Raw genomic sequence first — 24329 nt, 5'->3', positions numbered from 1 at the left:
TGCTGCGGGGCCGCCGTGACGAGGCTGAAGACATGAACATTTCAACCTCCCCGCCCCTCGAAGCGCGTGGGTTGCGGAAGACCTTCCGCGGCCGCCCACGCGTCGATGACGTCACCTTCACGATCGCTCCCGGACGCGTCGTGGGTCTTCTCGGACCCAACGGTGCAGGGAAGACCACGACCATCCGCCTGCTCCTCGGCCTCGCCGCCGCCGACGCGGGCCAGGCGCTCGTCTTCGGAGCGCCCTACCGTGACCTCGACCAGCCCGCACGCTCGGTCGGGGCCGTGCTCGACGCGGGCGGTCTGCACCCGGCCCGTACCGGGCGCCAGCACCTGCGCATCGCCGCCGCCCGCACCGGCGTCTCCGACGAACGAGTCGACGCCGTGCTCGCCGAGGTGAACATGACCGCCGACGCCGACCGCCGCGCCGGCGGGTATTCGCTCGGCATGAAGCAGCGCATCGCCATCGCGGCCGCTCTTCTGGGCGAACCGCAGGTGCTCGTGCTCGACGAACCGTCGAACGGGCTCGACCCCGCGGGCATGCAGTGGCTCCGACGCCGCCTGCGCTCCTTCGCCGACGGCGGCGGCACGGTGCTGCTCTCGTCGCATCTCCTCTCCGATGTCCAGGACATCGCAGACGACGTGGTGGTGATCGCCGACGGCCGGGTCGTCGCCAGCGCCACGATGGACGAAGTGCACGCCGCCGCCAGCGGAGACCTCGAGGGCTACTACCTCCAGGTCACCGGAACGACGGGGGTGCGCTGATGTTCCGCGCAGAACTCATCGCCCTCACCACCACCACAGCAACGAAGGTCGCCGCGGCCGTCGCTGTGATCGGCCTGATCCTCACGCAGCTGACTTTCGTGACGGTGCTCCCTGCCTTGGCGCGGGGCGACATCGGCCCGGGCGCCGAGGCCCTCGGCTCGGACTTCCCGATCCTCGACCTCACGTCGGCCGCATCCCAGCTCGACACCCTCAACCCCCTCGGTGCGTCGATGGGGAGCAGCTCGATCGGAGTCGCGCTCATTGCGATCGTGCTGCTCGGCGTCCTCGCCGGCACGAGCGACGACCGTTACGGCGGCATCGTGGGCGCAGTCCTCGCCTCGCCGCGTCGCGGTCGCATCGTCCTCGGCAAAGCCGGTGCGGTCGGCCTCATCGGCCTGATCGTCGGTGCCGTGATGGCGGTCGCTGCTCTCATCACCCTGCTCGGCACTCTCGCCGTGACGGGGACACCGTTCACGGCCGCCATCGGCGACGTCGTCGCGACTCTCGGTCGCGGGGTATTCGCCATCGCGGGCCTCGCGCTCATAGGCCTGGCCGTCGGCATTCTGGTGCGCACCCAGCTCGCCGGGGTACTGACCATGATCGCGATCCTGTTCGTCGAACCGATCGTGGCCGCCACGACCCAGTTGGTCAGCGGCACGTCACCGCTCTGGACCCAGTTCCTCCCCGTCGCTCTCGCTCAGAACGTCATCCACGGCGGCTCTGCGGTGCTGAACCCCGTGGTTGCCCTGGTCGCCCTCGCCGCACTCACGGTCGCGGCCTTGGCGGCAGCATCCGTCGCCCTCGCCCGGCGCGACATCTGACCCCCCCCCGAAAAGGAACGAGACCATGACTGACACCATCACCCCTCCCACCCAGCGCCGCCCCGTGCGCACCGTGATCGGCATCTCAGCCGCCGCTGTGCTGGTCGCCGGTGCCGTCACCGCCGGTGCCCTCTTCCGCACGGCCGACCAGCCCGCCACCGCGAGCCCTCTCGAGACGAGACTGCAGGCCCTGGTCGATGCCGGCTACCCGGGAGTGCTCGCGTCGGTGACCGATCCCGAGGGAAACGTCGTCAACGTCACCGTGGGGGAGGGCAACATCGAGACCGGCGAGAAGCCCCCCGTCGACGGTGAGGTGCGGATCGCCAGCAACACGAAGATGTTCGTCTCCACCGTGGTGATGCAGCTCGTCGAAGAAGGGCGCGTCGACCTCGACGCCCCGATCGACACCTACCTGCCGGGCCTCATCGTCGGCGACGGCATCGACGGCACGCGCATCACCGTGCACCAGCTCTTGCAGCAGGTGACGGGGCTTCCCGAGTACGCCGACCAGATCGCCGCCGACGCGTTCGGCGCGCAGGAGCTGTACATCTCTCCGCGCGACATGCTCGATGTCGCCCTCACGCGGCCTGCCGCGTTCGCGCCGGGGGAGCGATGGGAGTACAGCAACACGAATTACCTCGTGCTCGGCCTGATGGTCGAGGCCGTCACCGACCGCGCGCTGGCCCAGCAGATCGACGAGCGCATCGTGCAGCCGCTCGGTCTCGAGCACACGTACTTCCCTGCACCGGGAGAGCGTGAGCTTCGGGGCGAGCACCCGATCGGCTACCACGCCGACAGTCCGGGCGACCTGCGCGACATCTCCGAGATGGACACCTCGTTCGCGTGGTCGGCAGGCGCGATGGTCTCGACTCCGAGTGAGCTCAACAGCTTCATGAAGGCCGTGCTGGGCGGGGAGCTCCTCGACGAGGCGAGCGTCGCCGAGATGCAGCGCAGCGTGCCTGCAGGCGACGAGCTGTGGCCCGAAGCAGCGTACGGTCTGGGTCTGCAGAGCCACCCGCTGAGCTGCGGAGGACTGGCCTGGGGCCACGGCGGAGACATCCCCGGAACTCAGACGCGCAACGCGGTCGGTCCTGACGGCACCGCCGTCACGATCGCCGTGACCTCACTGCCGTGGGCCATCGTCTCGCAAGAAGACGAAGAGAACCTGCTCGCGTACTACAAGATGGTCGCCGACGCGCTCGACGAGACGCTGTGCGACGCGTAACCGACACACCGCTCACACCGGATGCCGACTCCCACGGGGGTCGGCATCCGGCGTGGTTGACTCGCCCCATGTCTTCTTCGGCGCGACCGACGGCGCTCGCCGATCGCCTTCGGTCGGCGCTTCCGCCTCTGCTGGTGCTTGCGGGCGCGGTCGGCTACATCGGCATCGACTTCTGGGTCCAAGAGGTTCCCCACTCGGTGCCCGGCGACGTTTCGCCGTTGGTGCACGCCGGATTGGTCGTCCTCCAGGCCGTCGCCTTGCTGATGCGACTGCGCAGCCCGCTGATCGTGTTCGGTGCGGTCGTGTTCCTCGACCTCGTGATCCTCGCGACGACGGCCGGCGAACTGGGCATCGGCGCGTTGGGCGTACTTTTCGCTTCCTACGCGATGGCGCGTCACGAGCCCGGGCGGGCGACGTGGATCGCGCTCGGTGCGGGCGCCGCGGCGACCACCCTCGTCGGCGGCGTCGCGATGGCCGCGGGGTCGGCCGAGGCGCCGGTCGTGCTGATCTTCACGGCGGTGACGCGCATCGTGCTGCTGTACGCGGTGCCGGCCGGGGTGGCCGATTACGTCCGGGGTCGCGGTCGCCTCGCCGACGCCCTGCGGGATCAGGCGCGGATGGCAGAGAACGAACAGCGCGACCGCGCGCTCCGCGAGCTGCACGCCGAGCGCACAGCCCTCGCGCGCGAGCTTCACGACATCGCCGGCCACCACCTTTCGGGCATCATCGTCAGCGCCCAGGCGGCGACCGCGCTGACGCGCAACGATCCCGAGCGCGCCCGCGCGATGATGCAGACCGTGCAGGACGAAGCCCGCACGACCCTCGCCGACCTGCGTCGAACGGTCGGGTTGCTCCGCAACGACGACGACCCGCAATCCCCGGGTGGTCCGAGCCCCACACCGGCCATTGCGGGCGTTGCGGCCCTCGTCGAGGCGGCTCGGGAGCGGGGCCAACACATCGAGTTCAACGTCGTCGGTGAGGCGCGGGCGCTCGGACCCCTCGCCGAGACCGCCGCCTACCGCATGGTTCAGGAGTCGCTCGCCAACGCCGCTCGACACGCATCGGGCGCCGTTTGCCGGGTGAGCGTACGGTTCGGGGCGGATGCTGTCGAGCTCACGGTCGCGAACGAGCCCGGCCCCGATCAGCCCGCGCGAGGCGGCGCACGATCGCGCCAAGGGTTCGGCCTGTCGGGCATGGCGGAGCGCGCCGCGTTGATCGGAGCCGACCTCGTGGCGGCGCCGACGCCCGACGGCGGGTGGCTGAACCGGCTCACGATTCCCACCGACGGACGGAGCGACACGTGATCCGCATCCTCATCGCCGACGACCAGGCCGTCGTCAGGGCGGGCCTCGCCGTGATCCTCGGCGCCGAAGACGACTTCGAGGTGGTCGGCGAAGCGATCGACGGTGCCGACGCCGTGCGCCTCGCCCGCGAGCTGCATCCCGATGTCGTCTGCATGGACATCCGCATGCCCGGTACCGACGGCATCGCCGCGACGAGAGCGATCACGTCAGACCCGTCGCTCGACGTCGACGTCTTGATCCTGACGACCTTCGACGTCGACGCCGATGTCTTCGCCGCGCTCGAAGCGGGTGCGGCCGGGTTCTTGCTCAAGGGTGCCGACGAGGCGACCCTCCTCGCGGCCGTGAGGTCGGTCGCCGCGGGGGAGGGAACCCTCGACCAACGCCTCACGCGACGCATCCTGCACGAATTCGGCGAGCGGCGACGCGAACCGGCGCAGGCTCCGCCCACGCCCAGCTCGCCGCTCACCGACCGCGAGCTGGAAGTGCTCCGGATGCTCGCGCGGGGGCTGTCGAACGCCGAGATCGCCCATCAGCTCTTCGTAGAACCCACGACGGTGAAGTACCACCTCGCGGGCCTTCTGCAGAAGACCGGCGCACGCGACCGCTTGCAGGCCGTGTTGTGGGGCATCCGCGCGGGTATCGTCGACGCCGGCTGACGCGGCGCTCAGCGGCCTGCCTCTGTTCGTCGCAGATTCTCGGACCGATCTCGAGCGGGCTGTGTGTGCATCAACCTGGGCTGGTGGTCGTGATCCGGGCGCTCGCGGGCCCGGCGCCGGCCCAGTTGTTCGAGCAGGCGATCTCCCGCGTCGCGGGCCTGTAGCGTGCGCACCCTCAGCGCGACGGCGACCAGTCGCACGGTGCTGCGCTGACACCCCGCGCAGGTACGCTGACTCCCGCGTCGAAGGGACACCATGACACAGGCCGACCAGCCCGCTTCGGGCACGTCCGCTCGCCCGAATGCGGGGTTGGCTCGTGCGGCGTGGGTGCTCGCGGGAGCCGCGATCCTGCTCTCGATCCTCGGTGTGTTCTGGTTGCGCCTGTGGATCCCCGGCCTGCTGCTCGGTGTCGTCGCCCTTGTGCTCGCGATCGTCGCCGCGCGGCGCGCGGGGCGCACGCCTCTTTTCGCCACACCGGTCGTGCTGGTCGCCGCCCTCGCCTTCGTGCTGCCCGCGGTCATCGCGGTGGCTGCGCTCGGGGGATGGATCGGCGGCATCGACGCCGGACCGGCGCGGGAAGAGCTGCAGGTGGAACTGCGCGTGCAGGCCGAGGGGGACTTCTCGGTGTCGTACACGCAACCGCCCGCGGACGGCGATTCCGCGACCACCATCACCGACGTCGACGCCACCGACGAGTTCGAGACGTCGTTCATGGCGGAGTTCAACAGCTTCCAGCTGCAAGCCGTGATCGCGCAGAGCAACCTCGGCCCTCAGGAGATCAGCTGCGAGGTCATCGTGAACGATGTGGTCCTCGTGGAGCGAGCGGGTGATCGCCGCTACGTCGACTGTTCGGCCGATCTGCAGGACCTCTACCGCGAACACCTCGACGCTCACCCCTCGTCGTACTAGCCCTCGATCATGCTCGAACACGTTCTCGACACGCTCCGCCCGCGCCCCGGGCTGCCGTTCAGCTCGAGCTACCGCACGCCGGCGTCGCGGTGGTGGAAGGGGGCGTTCAGCATCGTGGTGGTGGTCGCCGCGGTGCTCGTGATCACCACCGTGGGGAGCCTGGTCGCCACCGTGGTCGAGCTCGTGCTCGGAACGCAGGACCCGGAGGCCCTCACCCGGGGCATCGTCGCCGTCACCCCGGGCCTCCTCCTAGCGACGAACCTCAGCCTCGCCGCGGCGGGCGCGGTGGCGATCGTGGCGCATCGTTACGTCAGTGGCGTCCGGGTGTCTTTCTTCCCGTCGGTGCGCCCCGGTTTCCGATGGCGCTGGCTGGCGGTCTCGACGCTGATCGCCGCGCCGTTCTACCTCGTGTTCGCGGCGTCGAGTTTCCTCGATCCCGCGTTCCGAGTGACGGAATCGCCGACCCTCCTCGCGTTCTTGGTCGTGATCGTGCTGACGACTCCGCTGCAGGCCGCGGCGGAGGAGTTCTTGTTCCGCGGCGTCATCCAGCGTGCGGCAGGTTCCTGGGTGCGGTCACCCCGAGGGGCGCTGGTGGTGGGAACGGTGGTGAGCGCGACCGTCTTCTCAGCCGCGCACTTCGCCGCGGACCCGTGGCTGATCGCGTACTACTTCCTCTTCGGAGCCGGACTGTCGGTACTCGCGCAGCGGAGCGGGGGAGTGGAGAGCGGCATCGCCATCCACACGGTGAACAACGTGTTCCTCCTCGCTGTGGCGGCCATGGCGGGGGAGATGGACGCCGGATTCGACCGTTCGGCAGGCGTGGGCAGCCCGGTGCTGCTGCTGCCGATCCTGATGCTCGCGGTCGTCATCGCGATCCTGTCGTGGCTCGCGCGGCGGGTGAGGCTTGCGCTCGTGACGCCGGTGGTCGAGATCGTCGCTTAGCGCTTCCGCGGCACGAATCGCGGCACCCACCGGATGAAGCCGAGGGCACCGAGCACGCCGACGATGCCCATCGAGGCCGTCGCGATCGGCAGGGAGAGCACCGAGATCGCCGAGATGAGCAACGGGGCGACAGCGCCGCCCGCGTCGGTGAGGGTGCGCCACGAGCCGAGGAAGGGGGCGGGGTCGGTGGTCGGGGCGACGTCGGCGCCGAGGGTGAGCAGGATGCCGCTCGACAAGCCGTTGCCCAGGCCGAGCACCGCGCCGCAGATCGCGTACCAGAGGCTCGCATCGACGAGGTCGTGCGTCAACGACAACGCGACGAAGCCCGCTGCCATGAGCACCATCGCGGGCAGCGCCGCCCAGAGGCGGCCGAAGCGATCCATCACCTGGCCGCTCGCGTAGAACAGCGCGAAGTCGATCGCCCCCGACAGTCCGACGACGAGGGCGATCGTGGGAGCGTCGAGACCGATCGAGACGCCCCAGAGCGGCAGGACGACCTGGCGGGCCGCGCGGAGGGCCGACAGGGATGCTGCCGCCAGGCCGAGGCGGCTGAGCACTCCCCGGTACTGCCACATCGTCCGGAAGACGCCGACGCGCTCCACGGTCGGTATGGAGCCCGTGACGGGTTCGCCGGTGTCTTCGATGTCGTCGGTGTCGGCAGCATCCGCTCGCAACTGCGCCGCGACCGCCCGCTCGGGATCAGGACCCAGGAAGACCAGCAGGATCGAGCCGATGAGGCAGAAGCCGAAGAACCAGATGGCCGCGTGCTCGTCGCCGAAGACCGCCAACAGACCCGCCGCGATGAACGGGCCCACGAACATGCCGAGGCGGAAGGTGCCCCCCAGCAGTGACAGTGCGCGGGCGCGGAACGACAGCGGTACGCGCGTGGTCATGAAGGAGTGCCGCGCGAGCCCGAAGGCGGCGGCGCAGAAGCCGATGAGGAACACGGCCGCCGCGAACAGCGCGAGATTGGGGGCGATCAGCAGCCCGGCGAGCCCCGCGACCGCGATGCATCCGGCCACGCCCATCGTGAGCCGCTCCCCGAAGCGGGCGACGGCCCACCCGGCGGGGATGTTGCCGCACAGCTGGCCCACGACGAGCGCGGAGGTGACGAGAGCCGCCAGGGCGATGTCGGCGCCCAACTGCGAGGCGATGATCGGGATGAGGGGGATGACCGCGCCCTCGCCGAGAGCGAAGAGCAGAGTGGGCCCGTAGATCATGGGCGCGAACCGGGCGAGGATGCGCCTCGGGGAATCGTCGGCCATGTCCTGTCCAACATACCTGCGACCCGCTCCGTGGCGGCCGGTGGCCCACTCCGCGGTAGGCTGAACAGTCATGCTTGAACTCGATCTCGCCGCCGACATCCAGGCGCTCCGCTCCACCTTCGCTGACATCCGCGCCGTGGTCGACGTTGACACCCTCAACGCCGACATCGCCCGCCTCAGCGAGGAGGCCGGCGCACCTGACCTCTGGGATGACGTGGAGAAGGCGCAGAAGGTCACGAGCGCGCTGAGCCACCGCCAGTCGGAACTCAAGCGCATCACCGAGGTCGACGCACGCCTCGACGACCTCGAGGTGCTGGTCGAACTCGCGCTCGAGGCCGAAGACGAAGAGGTCGGTGCGGAGGCTCGCAAGGAGCTCGCCGACCTGTCTCAGGTCATCAACGCGCTCGAGGTGCAGACGCTCCTGGACGGCGAGTACGACCCGCGCGGAGCCGTCGTGACGATCCGTTCCGGCGCCGGCGGCGATGACGCCACCGACTTCGCCGAGATGCTGCTGCGCATGTACCTGCGCTGGGCCGAGCGTCACAAGTATCCCGTGAAGCTGATGGACACCTCGTTCGCGGAGGGCGCTGGCATCAAGTCGGCCACGTTCGAGGTCGATTTCCCCTACGCCTTCGGCACCCTGAGCGTCGAGGCGGGTACCCACCGCCTCGCGCGCATCAGCCCCTTCGGCTCGGCCGACAAGCGTCAGACGAGCTTCGCCGCCGTCGAGGTCATCCCCGTGATGGAGGAGGCCGTCGAGGTGGAGGTTCCCGAGGGCGACATCCGCGTCGATGTGTTCCGCTCCTCCGGTCCGGGTGGCCAGTCGGTCAACACCACCGACTCCGCCGTGCGCATCACCCACCTCCCCACGGGTCTGGTCGTGTCGATGCAGAACGAGAAGTCGCAGATCCAGAACCGCGCCGCCGCGATGCGCGTGCTGCAGACGCGCCTCATGCTGCTCCAGCGCGAAGAGGAAGCCGCCAAGAAGAAGGAGCTCGCCGGCACGATCACGGCGAGCTGGGGCGACCAGATGCGCTCGTACTTCCTCTACGGCCAGCAGCTCGTGAAGGACCTCCGCACCGGCTACGAGGTCGGAAACCCCGCCTCCGTGTTCGACGGCGATCTCGACGGTCTCATCGCTGCCGGCATCCGGTGGCGCAAGCGCAAGATCGAGGACTGAGCAACCCCGCTTCGTCTCGCTGCGCTCGCTCAGCGGGCGCGGCACCGGGCGGAGGCATCGCGCCCTGAGCGAGGAGCGCAGCGACGAGACGAAGGGCAGAGAGCGGCCGACAGCATCCACGCTTCGTCTCGCTGCGCTCGCTCAGCGACCGGGGGCGTCTCGCTGCGCTCACTCAGCAACAGGGCGTCGGAAGAGAACGGATGCTGTGCACCGGGCGCGTCACGCCGGGTGCCGCGACGCTCGCCGCTTAGGCTTCTTGCGCCATGATCCGGTTCGAGAATGTCAGTAAGCGGTATCGCGGCACCTCCAAACCCGCCCTCCACGAGGTCGACTTCGAGGTGCAACGCGGGGAGTTCGTCTTCCTCGTCGGACAGTCCGGTTCGGGCAAGTCTTCTTGCCTGCGCCTGATCCTCCGCGAAGAGACGCCGAGCAAGGGCCGGGTGGTGGTGCTCGGGCGAGACCTCCGCACGCTGTCCAACCGCAAGGTGCCCTATTTCCGACGTCACGTGGGGGCGGTCTTCCAGGACTTCCGCCTGCTTCCCACCAAGACTGTGTTCCAGAACGTGGCCTTCACGCTGCAGGTCACCGGAGCGTCTCGCGGGTTCATCTCGCAGGCGGTGCCCGAAGCGCTCGCTCTCGTGGGGCTCGCGGGCAAGGAGAAGCGGCTGCCGCACGAGCTGTCCGGCGGAGAGCAGCAGCGCGTCGCGATCGCTCGCGCCCTCGTCAACCGGCCCCAGGTGCTGCTCGCCGACGAGCCCACCGGAAACCTCGACCCCGCCACCTCGATCGACATCATGCAGCTGCTCGCCCGCATCAACGCCGGTGGCACGACCGTCGTAATGGCGACGCACGAGGCCGGTTTCGTCGATCAGATGCAGCGCCGGGTGATCGAGCTGCAGAACGGCGAGATGGTGCGCGACGAGCGCCACGGCGGGTATGGCGACACGTCGGGCCTTCCCCGACTCGCTCCCGAGGTCGAGCGGGGAGCGGCGGCCGTGGCCGCGCTCACCGCGGTGCTCGAGGTGCAGCGCGAGGTCGCGCAGGTGTCGCCGACCGTCGCCGAGACGCTCGGCGACGCGGCGGAGCAGCTCGCCCCGGCGGCAGAAGCCGCCATGGCGCCGGTGCTGGCAGAAGAGCCGGCCGCAGCAGCTGCGCCCGGAGACATCGATGAGCTCGGGCTGGCGGACCGCCTGGGTCTCGGCGGACGGCGTGACGACGAAGTGGGTCCCACCTCATGAGGCTCGGTCTCATCCTCGGCGAGGCTTTCACCGGTCTCCGCCGCAATGCTTCGATGGTGATCTCGGTCGTGCTCGTCACGTTCGTGTCGCTGACGTTCGTCGGTGCGGCGATGCTCATGCAGATGCAGATCGGCAAGATGCAGGACTTCTGGGCCGACCGGGCACAGGTCGCGGTCTACATGTGCTCCTCGGTCTCCGACACGGGCACCTGCGCCAACGGCCTCGCCACCCAGGAGCAGATCGACGCGGTCACGGCGGCGCTGCAGGATCCGGCGCTGTCGCCGCTCATCCGCGACTACACGTTCGATGACAACCAGCAGGCCTTCGACAAGGCCGTGGCGCAGCTGGGCGCGGAGTACGCCGACATCCTCATGCCCGATCAGGTGAACGCGACGTTCTCGATCAACCTCGTCGACCAGACCCAGTCCGACGTCATCTCCGAGCGCTTCGCCGGGATGGACGGGGTGGAGGAGGTGGCCGACCAGCTGCAATACCTCGAGCCGCTGTTCGACGCGCTCACGATCGCCACCTACGTCGCCATCGGCGTCGCCGCTCTCATGCTCATCGCCGCGGTGCTGCTCATTGCGACCACGATCCGCCTTTCGGCCTTCGCGCGAAGGCGCGAGATCGGAATCATGCGGTTGGTGGGAGCATCCAATCGGTTCATCCAGACCCCGTTCGTCCTCGAGGGGGTGCTGGCGGCGCTCATCGGATCGGCGCTGGCGAGCGCGGCGATCTGGGCGATCGTGGAGTTCGGTGTCGAACAGTACCTTCGCGGCCGGGTGACCTTCGTGACGGCCTGGGTGGGTCCGGCCGACCTCGCCATCGTGATCCCGGTCATCGTGATCGTCGGCGTGGTGCTGGCAGCACTGTCGGCCGGCTTCGCGATCCGCCGCTGGCTGCGCACCTAGATCGAGCGCACCGCCTCGGCGGCTGTAGACTGAAGGGCTGCGTGAGCCCGATTCAAGCCGAGGAGGTGGGTCATGCCTCGTGAACAAGGCGAGAAGGTGGTCGCGACGAACCGTCGCGCGCGCCACGAGTACGCGATCGAGAAGACCTACGAGGCGGGCATCGTGCTCACCGGCACCGAGGTCAAGTCGCTGCGGCAGGGCCGCGCGAACCTGAGCGACGGCTACGCCTACATCGACGGGGGCGAGGCCTACCTCGACGCCGTGAACATCCCCGAGTACTCGCAGGGGCACTGGACGAACCACGCGGCGAAGCGCACCCGCAAGCTGCTGCTGCACAAGGAAGAGATCATCAAGCTCTCCCACGCCATCTCGGCGGGCGGCTACACCCTGGTACCGCTCAAGCTCTACTTCCTCGACGGCCGCGCGAAGGTCGAGATCGCGGTGGCGAAGGGTAAGCGCGAGTTCGAGAAGCGCCAGACGATCCGCGAGCGCGAGGACAAGCGCGAGGCCGAGCGGGCCATGCGTTCGAAGAACCGCCTCGGCGACTGAGCTCGCCGCCTTCGGAACCGGCTACGACGCGCGGAAGCGCGCCTCGACGGCGGCCGTGACCACGATGTCGGCCGGCTGCACGGCGATGGCCGGTGCCGACGCGTCGGCCACCATCCGCATCATGCGCGGGGCGGAAGCGTGCTCCGCTCCCGGAGCGAGCAGCCCGACGTCGGCGATCTCGATCGGGGTGACCGAGTCGAGGCCGAGCGCCTCGGCATAGGCCTCGGCGCGCGTGACGGCCGTGCGGACGGCGTCCGCGGCGGTCTCGCGCTCGGCCGTGGCACGGGTCGCGGGGGTGAGCGCCCACTCGACGCCGTTGATCTGCACCTCGGCGACCTCGGCGGTCTCGCCCAGCCACCACGACAGGGCGGCGAAGTCGACGAAGGTGACGACCACCTCGATCGAGGCGTGGTGCACCGGCGCGAGCTGCAGGCCCTCGTTGTTCCAGGGCCGCTCCGACCAGACCGAGACGCGCCCGCTCGACCAGTCGGCCACCTCGCCCGAGCGTTCGTGAGCCTCGAGACCCTCGCGGATCGGGGCCGCGGCGGCGTTCACGCGCTCGACGACAGGTCCGCGCTCGGGTCCGTCCGCGCGCACCGACAGCTGCACGATCGCCCGCTCGGGCGACACGCGCCGTTCGTGTTCGCCCCGCACCGTGATGACGACGTCGCTCATGCGGACAGACTATGGCGCGAGCTCGCCCCGGGCGCGCACCAGCGTCGGAGAATCGCTCCATTGTCGGAGGATGTGGCGCGTTCCCTCCGACGATGGCGCGATTCTCCGACCGGGGTGAAGTCGGCCGACCACAGCCGACCCCGGTGAGGCCGCTCGCCCGGGGTGAGGCCGGGCTTAGCCGGGGAAGATCTGCCCGACGGGCAGCCGCTTCTCGGCCTGGAAGGCGTCTTCGGTGCGTCCCGCGGCCCAGTAGGCCGACAACGAGAGGTGGGAGCGCTCGACACCGCGCTCGGCGAGCAGTGGGCGCAGCGCCTTCATGGCGCCGCGTTCACCGTGCGCGAAGACCTGCACCACCCCGGCGGGCCACGCCAGGGCGCCCACGGCTTCGACCAGGCGCGTGCCGGGAGCGTCGTGCTCCTCGTCGATCCAGGTGACCCGGGCGGCCGACACGGGCAGCTCGACGCGGTGCTCGGGCGAGCGCGTCTCGAGGACGGCGGTGGTGGGGAGGCCGGCGGGCAGGGCCTCCAACGCCGCGGCGATCGCGGGGAGGGCGGATTCGTCGCCGATCAGCAGCAGGTGGTCGGCGTCGGCGGCGGGCGTGAACCCGCCGCCGGGCGCGGAGAGGGTGAGCGTGTCACCGGGCTGCGCCGACGCCGCCCACGGCCCCGCGATCCCGACATCGCCGTGCACGACGAAGTCGATGTCGATCACACGCCGGGCGGCGTCGACCCGGCGCAGCGTGTACGTCCGCACCGTCGGCAGGTCTTTGAAGGGGATGCTGTCGCGCAGAGCCGCCAGATCGAACGGCGGTCGCAGCGCGCTGCCCGCCGGGGGGAAGTAGAGCTTCGCGTACTTGTCGGTCTCGACGCGGTCGGGGTAGTCCTCGAAGGTGTCGCCGCCGAGCGTCACCCGCACGAGGCCGGGAGTGAGCCACTGCGTTCCCAGAACCTGGAGCGTGATCTGAGCGGCGGGGGAGCGTCGAGGTGAGGGCACACCGACAGCCTAGGTCGGCGGGTGCACCCGGGCTCCGCTCCGGGAATGGCGAGGCGTCAGCATCCGTTGTACGCTGTAACGCTCGAGCCTTTCCGGCCCGAGTTGACAATTCCACAGGGTGACAACGGCCCCTCGCACGAGGACCACGGGGATGATCGGTTTCGACATCGCTGGTGTCTCTGCGTGAAGCGGGCCGAGGATGCAGGGTTATCTCGTTAACGCTCCTTGCAAAACTATAAGTGCCGAAACCAATCGCACTGACTTCGCTCTCGCTGCGTAAGCGAGCCCGATAGTCCGTCAGACCGTGTGTGATCCCGCCACGGATCCTGGCGTCATTTAGGGGTCTTGCTGTGCGACGTCGCCTGAGCGTCGCACGGGACTTTTTCAGGCTGGGCTCGTCGACTTAGGTGTCTGTGACAAAAGTCGGAGCCGAGCAGAACGCCTCTACAGACTGCGCCCGGAGAAACCGCACTTTCCCAGTGATGGACGGGGGTTCGATTCCCCCCATCTCCACCAACCGTTGTCACCGTTGTCAGAGAAGAGGGGCTCAGTGCCGCGCAGGTCGCGGCGGCTGGGTCCTTCTTCGTTTCCCCGACGGAAGGAGCGCAGCATGCGCGCACTCACCCACTCCAGCTTCGGCGAGGCCTCCGAGGTGCTCGAGGTCACCGAGCGTCCGCTGCCCGAACCCGGCCCCGGCCAGGTGCGGGTGCGCACGGTGCTCTCGCCCATCCACAACCACGACCTCTGGACGATCCGCGGGACGTACGGCTTCAAGCCCGACCTTCCCGCCGCCGCCGGTACCGAAGCGGTCGGCGTCGTCGACGCGCTCGGCGAGGGTGTGGACACCCTCCGCGTCGGCCAGCGCGTCGCCACGGGAGGCACGTTCGGTGCGTGGGCGGAATACTTCGTGGCCCCGGCAGCGGGGCTGCTCCCTGTTCCCGACGCGGTGAGCGACGAGACGGCCGCGCAGCTCGTCTCGATGCCGTTCAGCGCTCTCAGCCTGCTCGATTACCTCGACGTGAAGCCCGGCGACTGGATCGTGCAGAACACCGCCAACGGCGCGGTCGGCAAACTCGTCGCCCGCTTCGCCGCCGCCCGCGGGGTGCACGTGCTCGGCCTCGTGCGCCGAGACGCGGGCGTCGACGAGCTGGCCGCGGTCGGCATCGGCGACATCGTCTCGACCGAGAGCGCGGACTGGCGCGAACGCGCGGCGGCGATCCTCGGTGACGCGAACCCGCGGGCGGCGGTGGATTCCGTCGGCGGCGAAGCGGCCGGAGAGCTGCTCTCGCTGCTGGGCGAGGGCGGCACGCTGGTCTCCTTCGGCGCGATGGGCTCCCCGACCCTGCAGCTCTCCTCGGGCGACCTCATCTTCAAGGAGGCCACGGTCAAGGGGTTCTGGGGCAGCCGGGTGAGCCAGACCATGGATCCCGCGCGGCGTGGGGAGCTGCTGGGCGAACTCGTGCAGCGCATCGGCTCGGGCGATGTCGTGCTCCCGGTCGAAGCGGTCTTCCCGATCGACGACGCCCGTGCGGCCGCAGCGGCCAGCGACGTGCCGGGGCGCACCGGCAAGGTGCTGCTGCGCTTCTGAGCCGACCGCACCGATTCCCCGACCCCAGGAGCCGAACCCATGCCTGATCCCCGGAGAGCCACCCTCAGCACGGCAGCGCTCGTGCTGCGGCCCGCCGACGCCCCCGAGCAATGGGAGGTCTCGGCGTCCGCGCCCGGGTCCGGGTCCGACACCGTATCGGCGCACTGGGGAGACTGGGTGCGCCTCGCGAAACGCATCCTCGACACCGACGCGCTGTCGCGCGAGCTCGAGGGCCGTGGTGACGCCTGGGACCAGGGGCATGCGGCCGGTCTCGCCGACGCCGACGGAGCGGACGCGGTCAACCCGTTCCGCTGAGCAGCGCCGCCCCCGCCTGAGGCGTCGCTCAGCTCTGCGGCGGTTCGACCAGCAGCAGACCCTGCTTCGTGTCGGCCACGGTCACCGAACCGTCCTGGAACAGGTAGGTGATGCCGTACCCGTCGACGGGGGCGATCGCGGTGTCGAGGCTCTCGGTGATGTACACGCCGTCCTCGCTGTCTTCGCGCCGCCAGCCGGTCGACAGAAGCTCCTGCTGGGCGGTCGTGGCCTGGGCGTCGGTGATCGGCGCCCACCCGAAGATCTGCACGTGGTCGGTGGCCACCGCGAAGTCGCCCCAGGTGCACTGCAACCCGTCGATGAGCTGGGTGTCGCCCACGTGGAACGGCTCTTCCTTGGCCGTCCACCCGATGCCCTCGAAGTCGGCGACGGTGTCGGCCGGGAGGATCGATTCGCAGGTCGCGTCGCCGACGGGCGTCGCCGAGGGGCTCGGCTCGACGGTCGGTGTGACCACGGGAAGCGGCTCGGCTGTACTCGCCGACGGGGTCGGCGCGGCAGCCGGGGGCGCCGCGCACCCGGCGACGACGGCGAGGGCCGAAAGCGCGAGGACGGCGGCGAGGGCGCGGCGGGGAACGGGGCTCATGAGGTGGCCTCTTCGGCGTCGGCGTCGGCGTGGAGCAGCTCGAGGAAGCTGTCGTGCAGCACCCCGTTCGTCGCGAGCGAGGAGCGCTCCGAGATCGATTCGTCGCCGTCGAACGAGGTGAAGCGTCCGCCGGCCTCCTTCACGATCGGCACCAGGGCGGCCAGGTCGTACTCCTTCACGTCGAACTCCGCGACGAACTCCAGACGCCCTTCGGCGAGCCACATGTAGGGGAGGGCATCTCCGTAACCGCGGTCGCGCCACACGGCACGCGAGAGACGCAGGAGAGCGGGCAGATGCCCTGCAGCATCCCACTGCTCGATGCTCTGGAAGCTGACACTCGCCTTCTCGACGAGGTCGACTCCGGAGACATGGATGCGGCGGTCAGCGCCTCCGGGGGAGTTGGTCCACGCGCCACCCCCCAGCCGGGCCCACCAGCGGCGGCCGAGCGAGGGTTGGCTGACGACGCCGACGGTCGGTACGCCGTCCACGGCGAGCGCGATGAGGGTCGCCCAGACGGGCACCCCCTTGAGGTAGTTCGAGGTGCCGTCGATCGGGTCGATGATCCACCGGCGACTCGCGGTGCCCGAGACGCCGAACTCCTCGCCGAAGACGCCGTCCGCGGGTCTCTCGGCCTCGAGAAGGGCTCGGATCGCCCGTTCGGTGGCGAGATCGGCGGCGGTGACGAAAGAGGCGTCGGCCTTCACCTGCACGTCGAGATCGGCAGTGTCGAAGGATGCCATCGACACCGCATCCGCGGCATCCGCGAGGCGGAGGGCGAAGGCGAGATCGTCGGCGGAGGAAGTGTCGGAGACCGAGGGGGATGGCACGGGTTCAAGGATAGTGCGGCCCCTGGCCTCGATTGGCGAGGGCGCGTCAGGGATGGTAACGTGGACCCTCGGTTCGCCGGGCTCCACCCTGGCGTTCCACGCACCTCTAGCTCAATCGGCAGAGCAACTGACTCTTAATCAGTGGGTTCTCGGTTCAAGTCCGAGGGGGTGCACGGATTAGCCCTGGTAGATCTCGCCATCTACCGGGGCTTTTTCATGCCCGCGGTGCGCGAATCCATGCCTCGCTGCGTCAGTCAACACCGGGATGCAGCATCAGACCATGGAGTGGAGCGAGAACCTGTGGATTCGCCGTGGCGGTTTCCGCGCGGCGCCGCTCACACGGGTGAATCCCTGCGACGATAAGCGGCGGGGAGGGCCGAGGATGCCGAGTCACGCAAGGTTTCGATCCGTCGCGGGAGTCGCGACGGTGACGCTGGTCGTCCTGCTCGCGGGGTGCACGCTGTCACCTGCGGCAGATCCCGGGTTCGAGGAGTTGAGCGAGACGGTCTCGGCGTTGCCGGGGGTCCAAGACGTTTCCGTCGACGGCGCCTTCGACGGGCTTCCTACGAGCAGATCGCTGACGATCTCAGCATCCGTCGACGAAGTCGCCGCGGGCGATCTCGCCGACCTCCTCGATCGCACGCTGGCGGCCGCGTGGTCGTTCGACGTCTATGAGCCGTCGGCCGTGTCGGTGTCGTTCGCAGACGGGGCGCATCCGGTACCCAGCGGTCAGTACCCGCCCGTGCTCGATATGACCGACGCCGTGGCCGAGCTCGGGCTCGACGATGTGTCGGTCGGCAAGACGTTCCTCTCGGTTCCGCAGGAGCAGATGATCGAGCACTACGGGGAGTGGCCGGCCTCCTGACACCGGGCCGCATCACTCCACGGGGGCTCGGCCGGTGAGGCGCACCTCTTCGATGTCGAGCCGGTCCTGCAGCTGCCGCAGCACGATGTCGTCGATGCGCTTCTCGTCGCGCAGTTCGATCATGGTCGCGCGTTTGTGACGCAGGAGGGCGAGGCGCAGCTCGACCATCTGGCGCCGACGCCGCACCGCTGCCGGCTCGGCGTTCTTCGAGGTGTCGCCCGGGGCGTCGGGGCGATCGTCCTTCTCGAACGCTCGGGTCTCCGCATCCAATTCTTCGAGATGCTCCTCGTATTCCGTGCGCAACCGCTCGGTGACCTCCGCGTCGGTGCCCAGGCGGCGGGCGATCTCGGGCAGATCCGCGAGGGCCGCCTTGTAGAAGGTGGTCTCGGCGAACAGCCGCTCTTCACTGACCGAGGTGTCCTTGGGCAGCTTCGCCCAGCGGACGACGGCGGGCAGGGTGAGTCCTTGGCCGACGATGGTCACCACGATCACCCCGGCTGTGACGAAGATGATCAGGGAACGGTCGGGGAAGGGCGTTCCGTCGGTCATCGTCGCCGGAACCGCCAGCGCGGCAGCCAGCGAGACGGCCCCGCGGAAGCCGGCCAGTCCGCTCACGACCCGGGAACGATTGCTCATCCGTCGTCGCCGCTGGGACGGCCGGCGGTCGAGAGCCCGGATCGTGTAGGCCGTGATGAACAGGAAGGCCAGTCGCACCACCACCAGGCAGACGGACACGACCGCGACGAGCGCGAGTCCGAGACCCAGGGATGCGCCGGTGAGGTCTTGAACGACCCCCTGCAGTTGAATGCCCACCAAGACGAAGAGCGAACCGTTCAGCAGGAACGTCGCGAGCGACCAGAACGACTCCGTCTGCTGTCGCGCGGCGGCCTTTCCGACGCGCGGACCGGCCTGACTCATGATCAGTCCTGCCGTGACGACGGCCAGGACGCCGGAGGCGTGGATGAGTTCGGCCAGAAGGAACGCCGTGAACGGGGTCAGCAGGATGGCGACGTTCTCGATCATCGCGTTCTTCAAGCGGGGGCGTGCCCACACCGCTATCGCGGCGACGAGACAGCCGGCGAGGAAGCCGCCGCCGTAGGAGAGCACCAGCGATCCGCCGATGCTCAGAGCACCGACCTGCATCTCCCCGACGGTCGCCGACACCGCGATGCCGTAGAGCACGAGCGCGGAGCCGTCGTTGACGAGGCTCTCGGCCCGAAGGCTCGTGACATCGCTGCGGGGGAGCGAGCGGGTCAGCGCGCCCACCGCGGTCGCGTCGGTGGGCGCGACGGCGGCGCCCAGCACCCAGGCGGGCCCCCAGGGCACGCCGAACAGGTGCGCGATCGAGGCGACGGCCGCCGCTGTCGCGAACACGAGGAGGGTGCTCATCAGCGCGACGCCGCGGAGGTTGCTGCGGATCTCGCGCAGCGACGTGGTGATGCTCTCCCAATAGAGCAGAGCGGGCAGGAACACCAGTAGCACCGCTTCGGGAGGCAGCTGTACCTGAGCGAGCGCCGGCACGAAGCCGAGCAGGGCGCCGCACGCGAGGAGCAGGATCGGTGGGGCGATACGCAACCGCTGGGCGAGCAGCGTGGACACCAGGATCGCGGCCGCCAGGACGACGACGACTTCTAGAGCGAGCATGGTCTCTCCTCGGGAATGCCCCGCGCGTTGGAGGCTGGGGGGACTGTACCGCGATACCGAAAGCCCGGCCCCCGCGATTGCGGGAGCCGGGCTTTCGTGCGATCGGGCGGGATCAGCGCTCGATGACCACGTGCTCGTTCGGGACGAGGGAGGTCATGATCAGACCGGTGACGTCGCGCGGGCCGTTGTTGCCGAGGTTCGCGAGGCGCGCGAGTTCGTCCTCGTCGAGCGTCTGGGTCTGCAGCGGCGGGAGGTCCTTGACGTCCGCCGCGGCGATGCCCAGGCCTTCACCGACGCGCGCGCCGAGCTCGTCGTCGACCATGAGGAAGTGCCACACCATGCGCTGCTGCACCTCGGGCACCGCTTGACCGATGAGGTCGATGAAGTTGGCGACCAGGTCGTCCTTCTCCCATTGCTCCATCAGCTGGTAGCGCTGTCCTGCCTGCGTGTAATCGTTCGTCCGCGGGATGCGCTTGCGCGTCAGACGGCCGGTGATCTCGGGTCCCTGCTCGTCGTGGGTGGGAGCCTGAGCCTCGCGGAGGCCGCCCGTGATCGAGGGCTCGTAGTTGACGTGGGGGTTCTGGCCCTCACCGAGATCGACGCCGTACGACATCTGGCCGCCGCGCTGGTTGGTGGCGACGCGCGCGTTCTTGGCGCTGTTCACCGGCAGCTGCAGGTAGTTCGGGCCGACGCGGTAGCGCTGGGTGTCGGAGTACGAGAACGTGCGCCCGACGAGCATCTTGTCGTCGGAGAAATCCAGGCCGTCCACGAGTACGCCGGTACCGAACGCGATCTGCTCGTTCTGGTTGTGGTGGTCGGAGACGTTGCTCGTCAGCGTCATGGTACCGACGAGCTTCGGCTCGAACACGTTCTCGGGCCAGACCTTGGTGTCGTCGAGCGGGTCGAAGTCGAGCTCGGGGTGCTCGTCGTCGCTCATCAGCTGCACGTAGAGGTCCCACTGCGGGTATTCGCCCGCCTCGATGCTCTCGTACAGGTCCTTCGAGGCGTGGCCGAGGTCGCCCGCCTGGATGTTGGCAGCATCCTTCTCGGTGAGGCTCTTGACTCCGGCACGCGGGATCCAGTGGTACTTGACCAGCTGGGTCTCACCGTCGGCGTTCACCCACTTGTAGGTGTTCACCCCGAAGCCCTGCATGGTGCGGTAGTTGGCGGGGAGGCCGCGCGGGCTGAAGAGGTTCACCAGCATGTGCATCGATTCGGGGGTCTGCGACATGAAGTCGAAGATCCGCGCCGGCTCCTGGCGGAAGGTGATCGGGTCGGGCTTGAGGGAGTGGATGACGTCGGGGAACTTGATCGCGTCGCGGATGAAGAACACCGCGAGGTTGTTGCCCACGAGGTCCCAGTTGCCGTCCTCGGTGTAGAACTTCACCGCGAAGCCACGGGGGTCGCGGGCGGCCTCGGACGAATCGCGCCCGCCGATGACGGTGGAGAAGCGGATCGCGAGGTCGGTCTTCTTGCCGGGGGTGTTGAACAGCTTCGCGCGGGTGTACTTCGCGATGGGCTCGTCACCCCACTGACCGGTCGCCTCGAAGTGGCCGAAGGCGACGGCGCCGCGGGCGTGCACGACGCGCTCGGGGATGCGCTCGCGGTCGAAGTGGCTGATCTTCTCGAGCAGCTGATAGTTCTCGAGGGTGCCGGGGCCACGGGCACCGACGGTGCGGGAGTTCTGGTTGTCGTAGACGGGGTGACCCTGACGGTTGGTCAGGGTGGGGCGCTCTTCTTCGCCCGGGGCGGGAGGCTGGTGGGAGACGTCTGTCATGGGATGTCCCTTTCTCTCGTGTCGGTTTCGGGGGGTATGGGGGATGCTGCGTCGAGGCGCTGGCATTCGGGGCACAGGCCCCAGAAGGTGATCTCGGCCTCGTCGATCACGAAACCGGCCGCGTCGCCCGGCTGCAGGCAGGGGGCGGCGCCGTGGGTGCATTCGACGTCGGTGACCGCCCCGCAGGAGCGGCATACGAGGTGGTGGTGGTTGTCGCCCACGCGCAGTTCGTAGCGCGCGGGGGAACCGGCAGGCTCGACGGCGCGCAACAGCCCGGCGCTGGTGCAGGCGTGCAGTACGTCGTAGACGGCCTGCGTCGACACCGTGAGGCCGCCGCCGCGCACGAGCTCGGCGATGCGCGTCGCTTCGCTGTGGGGAGCGACGCGGATGGCGTCCAGTACCGCGAGACGCGGCGTCGTGACGCGCAGGCCTCGAGCCCGCAGCATCTCCCGCATGTCCGCATCGGCTGAGCCGGACGCGGTTTCGGGGGGAGCCATGGGTACAGCGTCGCCCGTTATCTGGAATGAGTCAAGATAACGGGCGGCGCGTCGTCGTATTCGGTCCGTCGCATCCGAGCTGTCGCTGCGCCCCAGCGCGCTCTCAGCCGGCGTCGCCCACGAGCACGGCGGCGCCCTCTTCGGCGGTGTCCGCCTCGTGACGGTCGATGCGTGCGAGAGCGCGGCGACCGATGAGCAGCGTGAGCGCGGCGAGGAGAACGGATGCTGCAGCACAGAGGTACGGCACTCCGGCGCCGTAGGCGTGCCACAGCAGGGCGGCCAGCGGGGGAGCGGCTGCGCCGCCGAGGAACCGCACGGCCGAGTAGGCGGAGCTGGCGACCGAGCGCGGCAGGTCGGTGGCTTCCATGACCGACTCGGTGAGGATCGTGTTCATGAGGCCCAGCAGCAGGCCGCCGACGATGATGCAGGCGACCAGGGCGGCCGGGGTCGCGACGACCAGCGCCGCCACGATCAGGTCGACGGCCAGAAGCGGGAGCACCACGAGCATCGCGGTGGTGCGTCGGACGGCGCGCAGCAGCAGCGGCGCGACCCAGACGCTCGTCACGGCGAGCGCCACGCCCCATCCGAAGAACGTGAATCCGATGCCCATCGCGCCGAACCCGAGGGGGAAGGGCGAGAACGCGAGCAGCACGAAGAAGCCGATGTTGTAGAACAGCGCCGTGACGGCGAGCACGGCGAGAGCCGGGTGCGTCAGAGCCCGGAAGGGTGCGGAGAGAGCCACGGGGGCGCGCTCGGGCTCCGGCCCCCGCAACAGCACCAGCACGGCGACGAAGGCGAGCGCCATGAGCGCCACCACGCCGAAGAACGGTCCGCGCCAGCTGACCTCGCCGAGCAGGCCGCCCAGGAGCGGGCCGATCGCGATGCCGAGACCGAGCGCTGCCTCGTACAGGATGATCGCGGCACCGCTGCCGCCGCTGGCCGAACCGACGATCGTGGCCAGAGCGGTCGAGATGAAGAGCGCGTTGCCGAGGCCCCACCCGGCGCGGAAGCCGATCACGGCGTCGACGCTGCCGCTCAGTGCGCAGAGCAGCGCGAAGACGACGATCAGGGCGAGTCCGACCAGCAACGTGCGCTTCGCGCCGATGCGACTGGACACCCAGCTCGTGACGAGCATCGCGAGTCCGGTCACGAGGAGGTAGCTCGTGAACAGCAGTTCGGTCTCCACGGGACTGGCCTGCAGCGATTCCGCGATGGCGGGCAGGATCGGATCGACGAGGCCGATTCCCATGAACGCCACCACGCAGGCGAAGGCGACGGCCCACACCTGGGCCGGCTGACGCCAGACGCTGACACCCGAAGCGGCGCTCATCGAGCGACCGCCGTTCCGACCGATGCCACCGTGGTCTTTCGGGCGAGGAGGTCGGCGGTGCGCTGCACGGCCTCCCAGTCCGCTTCGTCGAGGTCGGCGAAGAACGGCAGCAGGGCGTCCTGCAGTTGCGCGAGCCAGTCGTCCAGCGCGCGCTCGCCGGACGCCGTCGCCGACACGACGATCGCGCGCGAGTCGGCAGCATCCGCCGACCTCTCCACCAGCCCGGCGGCATGCATCTGACCGATGAGACGCGTCATGCCGGGTTGGGACACGCGGCTGATCGTGGCGAGTTCGCCCACCCGCAGCGCACCGTGATCGCGCAACAGCTTGAGCGTGCGCCACTGCGCGGCGGGGGTCTCGGTGTCGGCGGTGAGCGCCGCCATCCGGGTCAGGGCGTTGGCGGCGATGATCAGCCGCCCGATGTCTTCTGCGTGGGTCACGCTCTAAGCATAGCCCCGGTATATACCAAGGGTATGCAAAGGAGATCGGATGCTAGGCGCCGGCCTTCGCGCCGAGGGCGGGCGCGGGGGCGTCTTCGACGCGCGGACGGCTGCGGGTGATCAGCAGGGCGATGCCGCCGGCGACGACCCCGCCGAGCGTCGGGGCGAGGAGGGACATCCACAGCTGCCCGAGGGCCTCGCCGCCACCCCACACCGCGGTCGCGATGGAGCGTGCGGGGTTGAACGAGCCGTTCGAGATCGGGATCGCGATGAGCGCCATCAGCGTGAGGGTCAGACCGATCGCCAGGGGGGCGGTGGCGGCGATCCCGCGAGGGCCGGTCACGCTGAGGATGACGCCGACGAAGACAGCGGTCGTGATGACCTCCACGAGGAAGGCGCTGCCGAGCGAGAATCCGCCGGGGGAGAGCGCCCCCCACCCGGTCGACGCGAAACCTCCGTGGCGGGCCGTGTCGAAGAAGCCCGCAGGGCCCCCGGCGGCGATCGCCGCCAGAAGGGACGATGCCGCAAGCCCACCGACGATCTGGGCCACGATGTACGGCGCGACGAGCCGCCACGAGAAGCGACCGGCGACGGCGATACCGATGGTGACCGCGGGGTTGAAATGACCGCCGGAGATCGGACCCCAGGCATAAGCGCCCCCGACGACGGTGAGCCCGAGCGCGAGCGCAACACCCAGGAAGCCGATGTTCAAGCCCCCCGTGCCGTCCTGGAACCCGGCCGCGAAGAGAGCTGCACCGATGACACCGAAGACCAGGGAGAAGGTGCCGAGTGCCTCGGCGCCCAGGCGGGCAGCCATGGTCGTGGAGGAGGGCGCGGTCGATGTGGTGGCGTGCACGGTTGCTCCTGGGGTGAGGACGACGGGAACGCACCGAGTGCGATGGTGACGACGCTAACCGCGCGCTCGCCGCGACGCCTTCGACAACCGTCGCGAGCTGCTCGACATCCGTCGATGGGCCGCGGCGCTCGCGGTCGTTAGCGTTCGAGGTGCCAGG

Annotated in this window: 25 protein-coding genes, 1 tRNA gene and 1 other RNA gene; 16 read left to right on the top strand and 11 right to left on the bottom strand. The window is 69.5% G+C overall.

Annotated elements, in window-relative coordinates:
• The first annotated feature begins 32 nt into the window (after positions 1–32).
• From ACFXP5_RS03940 to ACFXP5_RS03910, 7 genes are all read left to right on the top strand, one after another.
• On the top strand, positions 33–764 hold the full coding sequence (locus tag ACFXP5_RS03940; RefSeq protein WP_394527106.1) for an ABC transporter ATP-binding protein: 732 nt from the start codon (positions 33–35) through the stop codon (positions 762–764).
• Entirely contained in the window at positions 764–1585 is an 822-nt protein-coding gene (locus ACFXP5_RS03935) for an ABC transporter permease family protein (protein ID WP_394527104.1), read from the top strand. Before ACFXP5_RS03940 ends, ACFXP5_RS03935 begins: the two co-directional genes overlap by 1 nt.
• 25 nt (positions 1586–1610) lie before the next feature.
• On the top strand, positions 1611–2810 hold the full coding sequence (locus tag ACFXP5_RS03930; protein WP_394543580.1) for a serine hydrolase domain-containing protein: 1200 nt from the start codon (positions 1611–1613) through the stop codon (positions 2808–2810).
• Positions 2811–2878: 68 nt separating this feature from the next.
• Entirely contained in the window at positions 2879–4114 is a 1236-nt protein-coding gene (locus ACFXP5_RS03925) for a sensor histidine kinase (protein ID WP_394543579.1), read from the top strand.
• A complete protein-coding gene (locus tag ACFXP5_RS03920; RefSeq protein WP_394543578.1) occupies positions 4111–4770 on the top strand; it encodes a response regulator in 660 nt (219 codons plus the stop codon). The genes ACFXP5_RS03925 and ACFXP5_RS03920 overlap by 4 nt, the downstream gene beginning before the upstream one ends.
• 255 nt (positions 4771–5025) lie before the next feature.
• Positions 5026–5679, top strand: a complete 654-nt coding sequence (locus ACFXP5_RS03915; RefSeq protein ID WP_394543577.1) for a hypothetical protein — start codon at positions 5026–5028, stop codon at positions 5677–5679.
• A gap of 9 nt (positions 5680–5688) precedes the next feature.
• Positions 5689–6621, top strand: coding sequence for a CPBP family intramembrane glutamic endopeptidase (locus ACFXP5_RS03910; protein WP_394543576.1), 933 nt, complete (start codon positions 5689–5691; stop codon positions 6619–6621).
• On the opposite strand, the gene ACFXP5_RS03905 is transcribed toward ACFXP5_RS03910, so the two are convergent.
• Positions 6618–7886 carry an MFS transporter gene (locus tag ACFXP5_RS03905; RefSeq protein WP_394543575.1) on the bottom strand — a complete coding sequence of 423 codons (1269 nt, stop codon included), beginning with the start codon at positions 7884–7886 and terminating at the stop codon, positions 6618–6620. The genes ACFXP5_RS03910 and ACFXP5_RS03905 overlap by 4 nt on opposite strands.
• 70 nt (positions 7887–7956) lie before the next feature.
• Here ACFXP5_RS03905 and prfB point away from each other — a divergent pair, with 70 nt between their 5' ends.
• From prfB to smpB, 4 genes are all read left to right on the top strand, one after another.
• On the top strand, positions 7957–9066 hold the full coding sequence (gene prfB / locus ACFXP5_RS03900; RefSeq protein WP_394527091.1) for a peptide chain release factor 2: 1110 nt from the start codon (positions 7957–7959) through the stop codon (positions 9064–9066).
• A gap of 263 nt (positions 9067–9329) precedes the next feature.
• Positions 9330–10304 (top strand): cell division ATP-binding protein FtsE, encoded by a 975-nt coding sequence (ftsE, locus tag ACFXP5_RS03895; RefSeq protein ID WP_394543574.1) that lies wholly within the window; start codon positions 9330–9332, stop codon positions 10302–10304.
• Positions 10301–11215 (top strand): permease-like cell division protein FtsX, encoded by a 915-nt coding sequence (ftsX, locus tag ACFXP5_RS03890; protein WP_394543573.1) that lies wholly within the window; start codon positions 10301–10303, stop codon positions 11213–11215. The genes ftsE and ftsX overlap by 4 nt, the downstream gene beginning before the upstream one ends.
• Positions 11216–11287: 72 nt before the next feature.
• Positions 11288–11764, top strand: coding sequence for an SsrA-binding protein SmpB (gene smpB / locus ACFXP5_RS03885; RefSeq protein ID WP_394527086.1), 477 nt, complete (start codon positions 11288–11290; stop codon positions 11762–11764).
• 21 nt (positions 11765–11785) lie between these two features.
• Here smpB and ACFXP5_RS03880 read toward each other — a convergent pair whose 3' ends face one another.
• Both ACFXP5_RS03880 and ACFXP5_RS03875 read right to left on the bottom strand, forming a co-directional pair.
• Positions 11786–12439: an SIMPL domain-containing protein gene (locus tag ACFXP5_RS03880; RefSeq protein ID WP_394543572.1), complete on the bottom strand. Its 654-nt coding sequence runs from the start codon at positions 12437–12439 to the stop codon at positions 11786–11788.
• A 174-nt stretch (positions 12440–12613) separates the two neighbouring features.
• Complete coding sequence (locus ACFXP5_RS03875; protein WP_394543571.1) at positions 12614–13432, bottom strand: siderophore-interacting protein; 819 nt, start codon at positions 13430–13432, stop codon at positions 12614–12616.
• 147 nt (positions 13433–13579) lie between these two features.
• Here ACFXP5_RS03875 and ssrA point away from each other — a divergent pair.
• From ssrA to ACFXP5_RS03860, 3 genes are all read left to right on the top strand, one after another.
• Positions 13580–13948: a transfer-messenger RNA gene (gene ssrA, locus ACFXP5_RS03870) on the top strand.
• Positions 13949–14042: 94 nt separating this feature from the next.
• Positions 14043–15020 carry a zinc-binding dehydrogenase gene (locus tag ACFXP5_RS03865; RefSeq protein WP_394543569.1) on the top strand — a complete coding sequence of 326 codons (978 nt, stop codon included), beginning with the start codon at positions 14043–14045 and terminating at the stop codon, positions 15018–15020.
• Positions 15021–15059: 39 nt separating this feature from the next.
• Positions 15060–15335, top strand: a complete 276-nt coding sequence (locus ACFXP5_RS03860; protein WP_394527080.1) for a hypothetical protein — start codon at positions 15060–15062, stop codon at positions 15333–15335.
• Positions 15336–15363: 28 nt separating this feature from the next.
• Here the strand turns inward: ACFXP5_RS03860 and ACFXP5_RS03855 are convergent, their stop codons facing one another.
• Both ACFXP5_RS03855 and ACFXP5_RS03850 read right to left on the bottom strand, forming a co-directional pair.
• Positions 15364–15936, bottom strand: a complete 573-nt coding sequence (locus ACFXP5_RS03855) for a hypothetical protein (RefSeq protein ID WP_394527079.1) — start codon at positions 15934–15936, stop codon at positions 15364–15366.
• Positions 15933–16763 (bottom strand): inositol monophosphatase family protein, encoded by an 831-nt coding sequence (locus tag ACFXP5_RS03850; protein ID WP_394543568.1) that lies wholly within the window; start codon positions 16761–16763, stop codon positions 15933–15935. The genes ACFXP5_RS03855 and ACFXP5_RS03850 overlap by 4 nt, the downstream gene beginning before the upstream one ends.
• Before the next feature lie 100 nt (positions 16764–16863).
• On the opposite strand from ACFXP5_RS03850, the gene ACFXP5_RS03845 reads away from it, so the two are divergent.
• Together ACFXP5_RS03845 and ACFXP5_RS03840 are read left to right on the top strand one after the other, a co-directional pair.
• A tRNA-Lys gene (locus tag ACFXP5_RS03845) sits at positions 16864–16936 on the top strand.
• Between the two features lie 254 nt (positions 16937–17190).
• Positions 17191–17628, top strand: coding sequence for a hypothetical protein (locus ACFXP5_RS03840; RefSeq protein WP_394543567.1), 438 nt, complete (start codon positions 17191–17193; stop codon positions 17626–17628).
• A 12-nt stretch (positions 17629–17640) separates the two neighbouring features.
• Here the strand turns inward: ACFXP5_RS03840 and ACFXP5_RS03835 are convergent, their stop codons facing one another.
• From ACFXP5_RS03835 to ACFXP5_RS03810, 6 genes are all read right to left on the bottom strand, one after another.
• Positions 17641–19272, bottom strand: coding sequence for a Na+/H+ antiporter (locus ACFXP5_RS03835; RefSeq protein WP_394543566.1), 1632 nt, complete (start codon positions 19270–19272; stop codon positions 17641–17643).
• A gap of 112 nt (positions 19273–19384) precedes the next feature.
• Complete coding sequence (locus ACFXP5_RS03830) at positions 19385–21049, bottom strand: catalase (RefSeq protein WP_394543565.1); 1665 nt, start codon at positions 21047–21049, stop codon at positions 19385–19387.
• Positions 21046–21546: a Fur family transcriptional regulator gene (locus tag ACFXP5_RS03825; RefSeq protein WP_394543563.1), complete on the bottom strand. Its 501-nt coding sequence runs from the start codon at positions 21544–21546 to the stop codon at positions 21046–21048. The genes ACFXP5_RS03830 and ACFXP5_RS03825 overlap by 4 nt, the downstream gene beginning before the upstream one ends.
• A gap of 103 nt (positions 21547–21649) precedes the next feature.
• Positions 21650–22876 (bottom strand): MFS transporter, encoded by a 1227-nt coding sequence (locus ACFXP5_RS03820; protein ID WP_394543562.1) that lies wholly within the window; start codon positions 22874–22876, stop codon positions 21650–21652.
• The gene (locus ACFXP5_RS03815; protein WP_394543561.1) at positions 22873–23316 is read right to left on the bottom strand and encodes a MarR family winged helix-turn-helix transcriptional regulator; all 444 of its coding nucleotides are present in this window, start codon (positions 23314–23316) and stop codon (positions 22873–22875) included. Before ACFXP5_RS03815 ends, ACFXP5_RS03820 begins: the two co-directional genes overlap by 4 nt.
• Positions 23317–23368: 52 nt before the next feature.
• Positions 23369–24172, bottom strand: a complete 804-nt coding sequence (locus ACFXP5_RS03810) for an aquaporin (RefSeq protein WP_394543560.1) — start codon at positions 24170–24172, stop codon at positions 23369–23371.
• Between the last annotated feature and the right edge of the window lie 157 nt (positions 24173–24329).

Origin of the sequence: Microbacterium hanjuni, from assembly GCF_043556395.1 — a bacterium.
In the GTDB taxonomy this organism is placed as follows: domain Bacteria; phylum Actinomycetota; class Actinomycetes; order Actinomycetales; family Microbacteriaceae; genus Microbacterium.
This window is presented reverse-complemented; position numbering and strand designations above follow the sequence as displayed.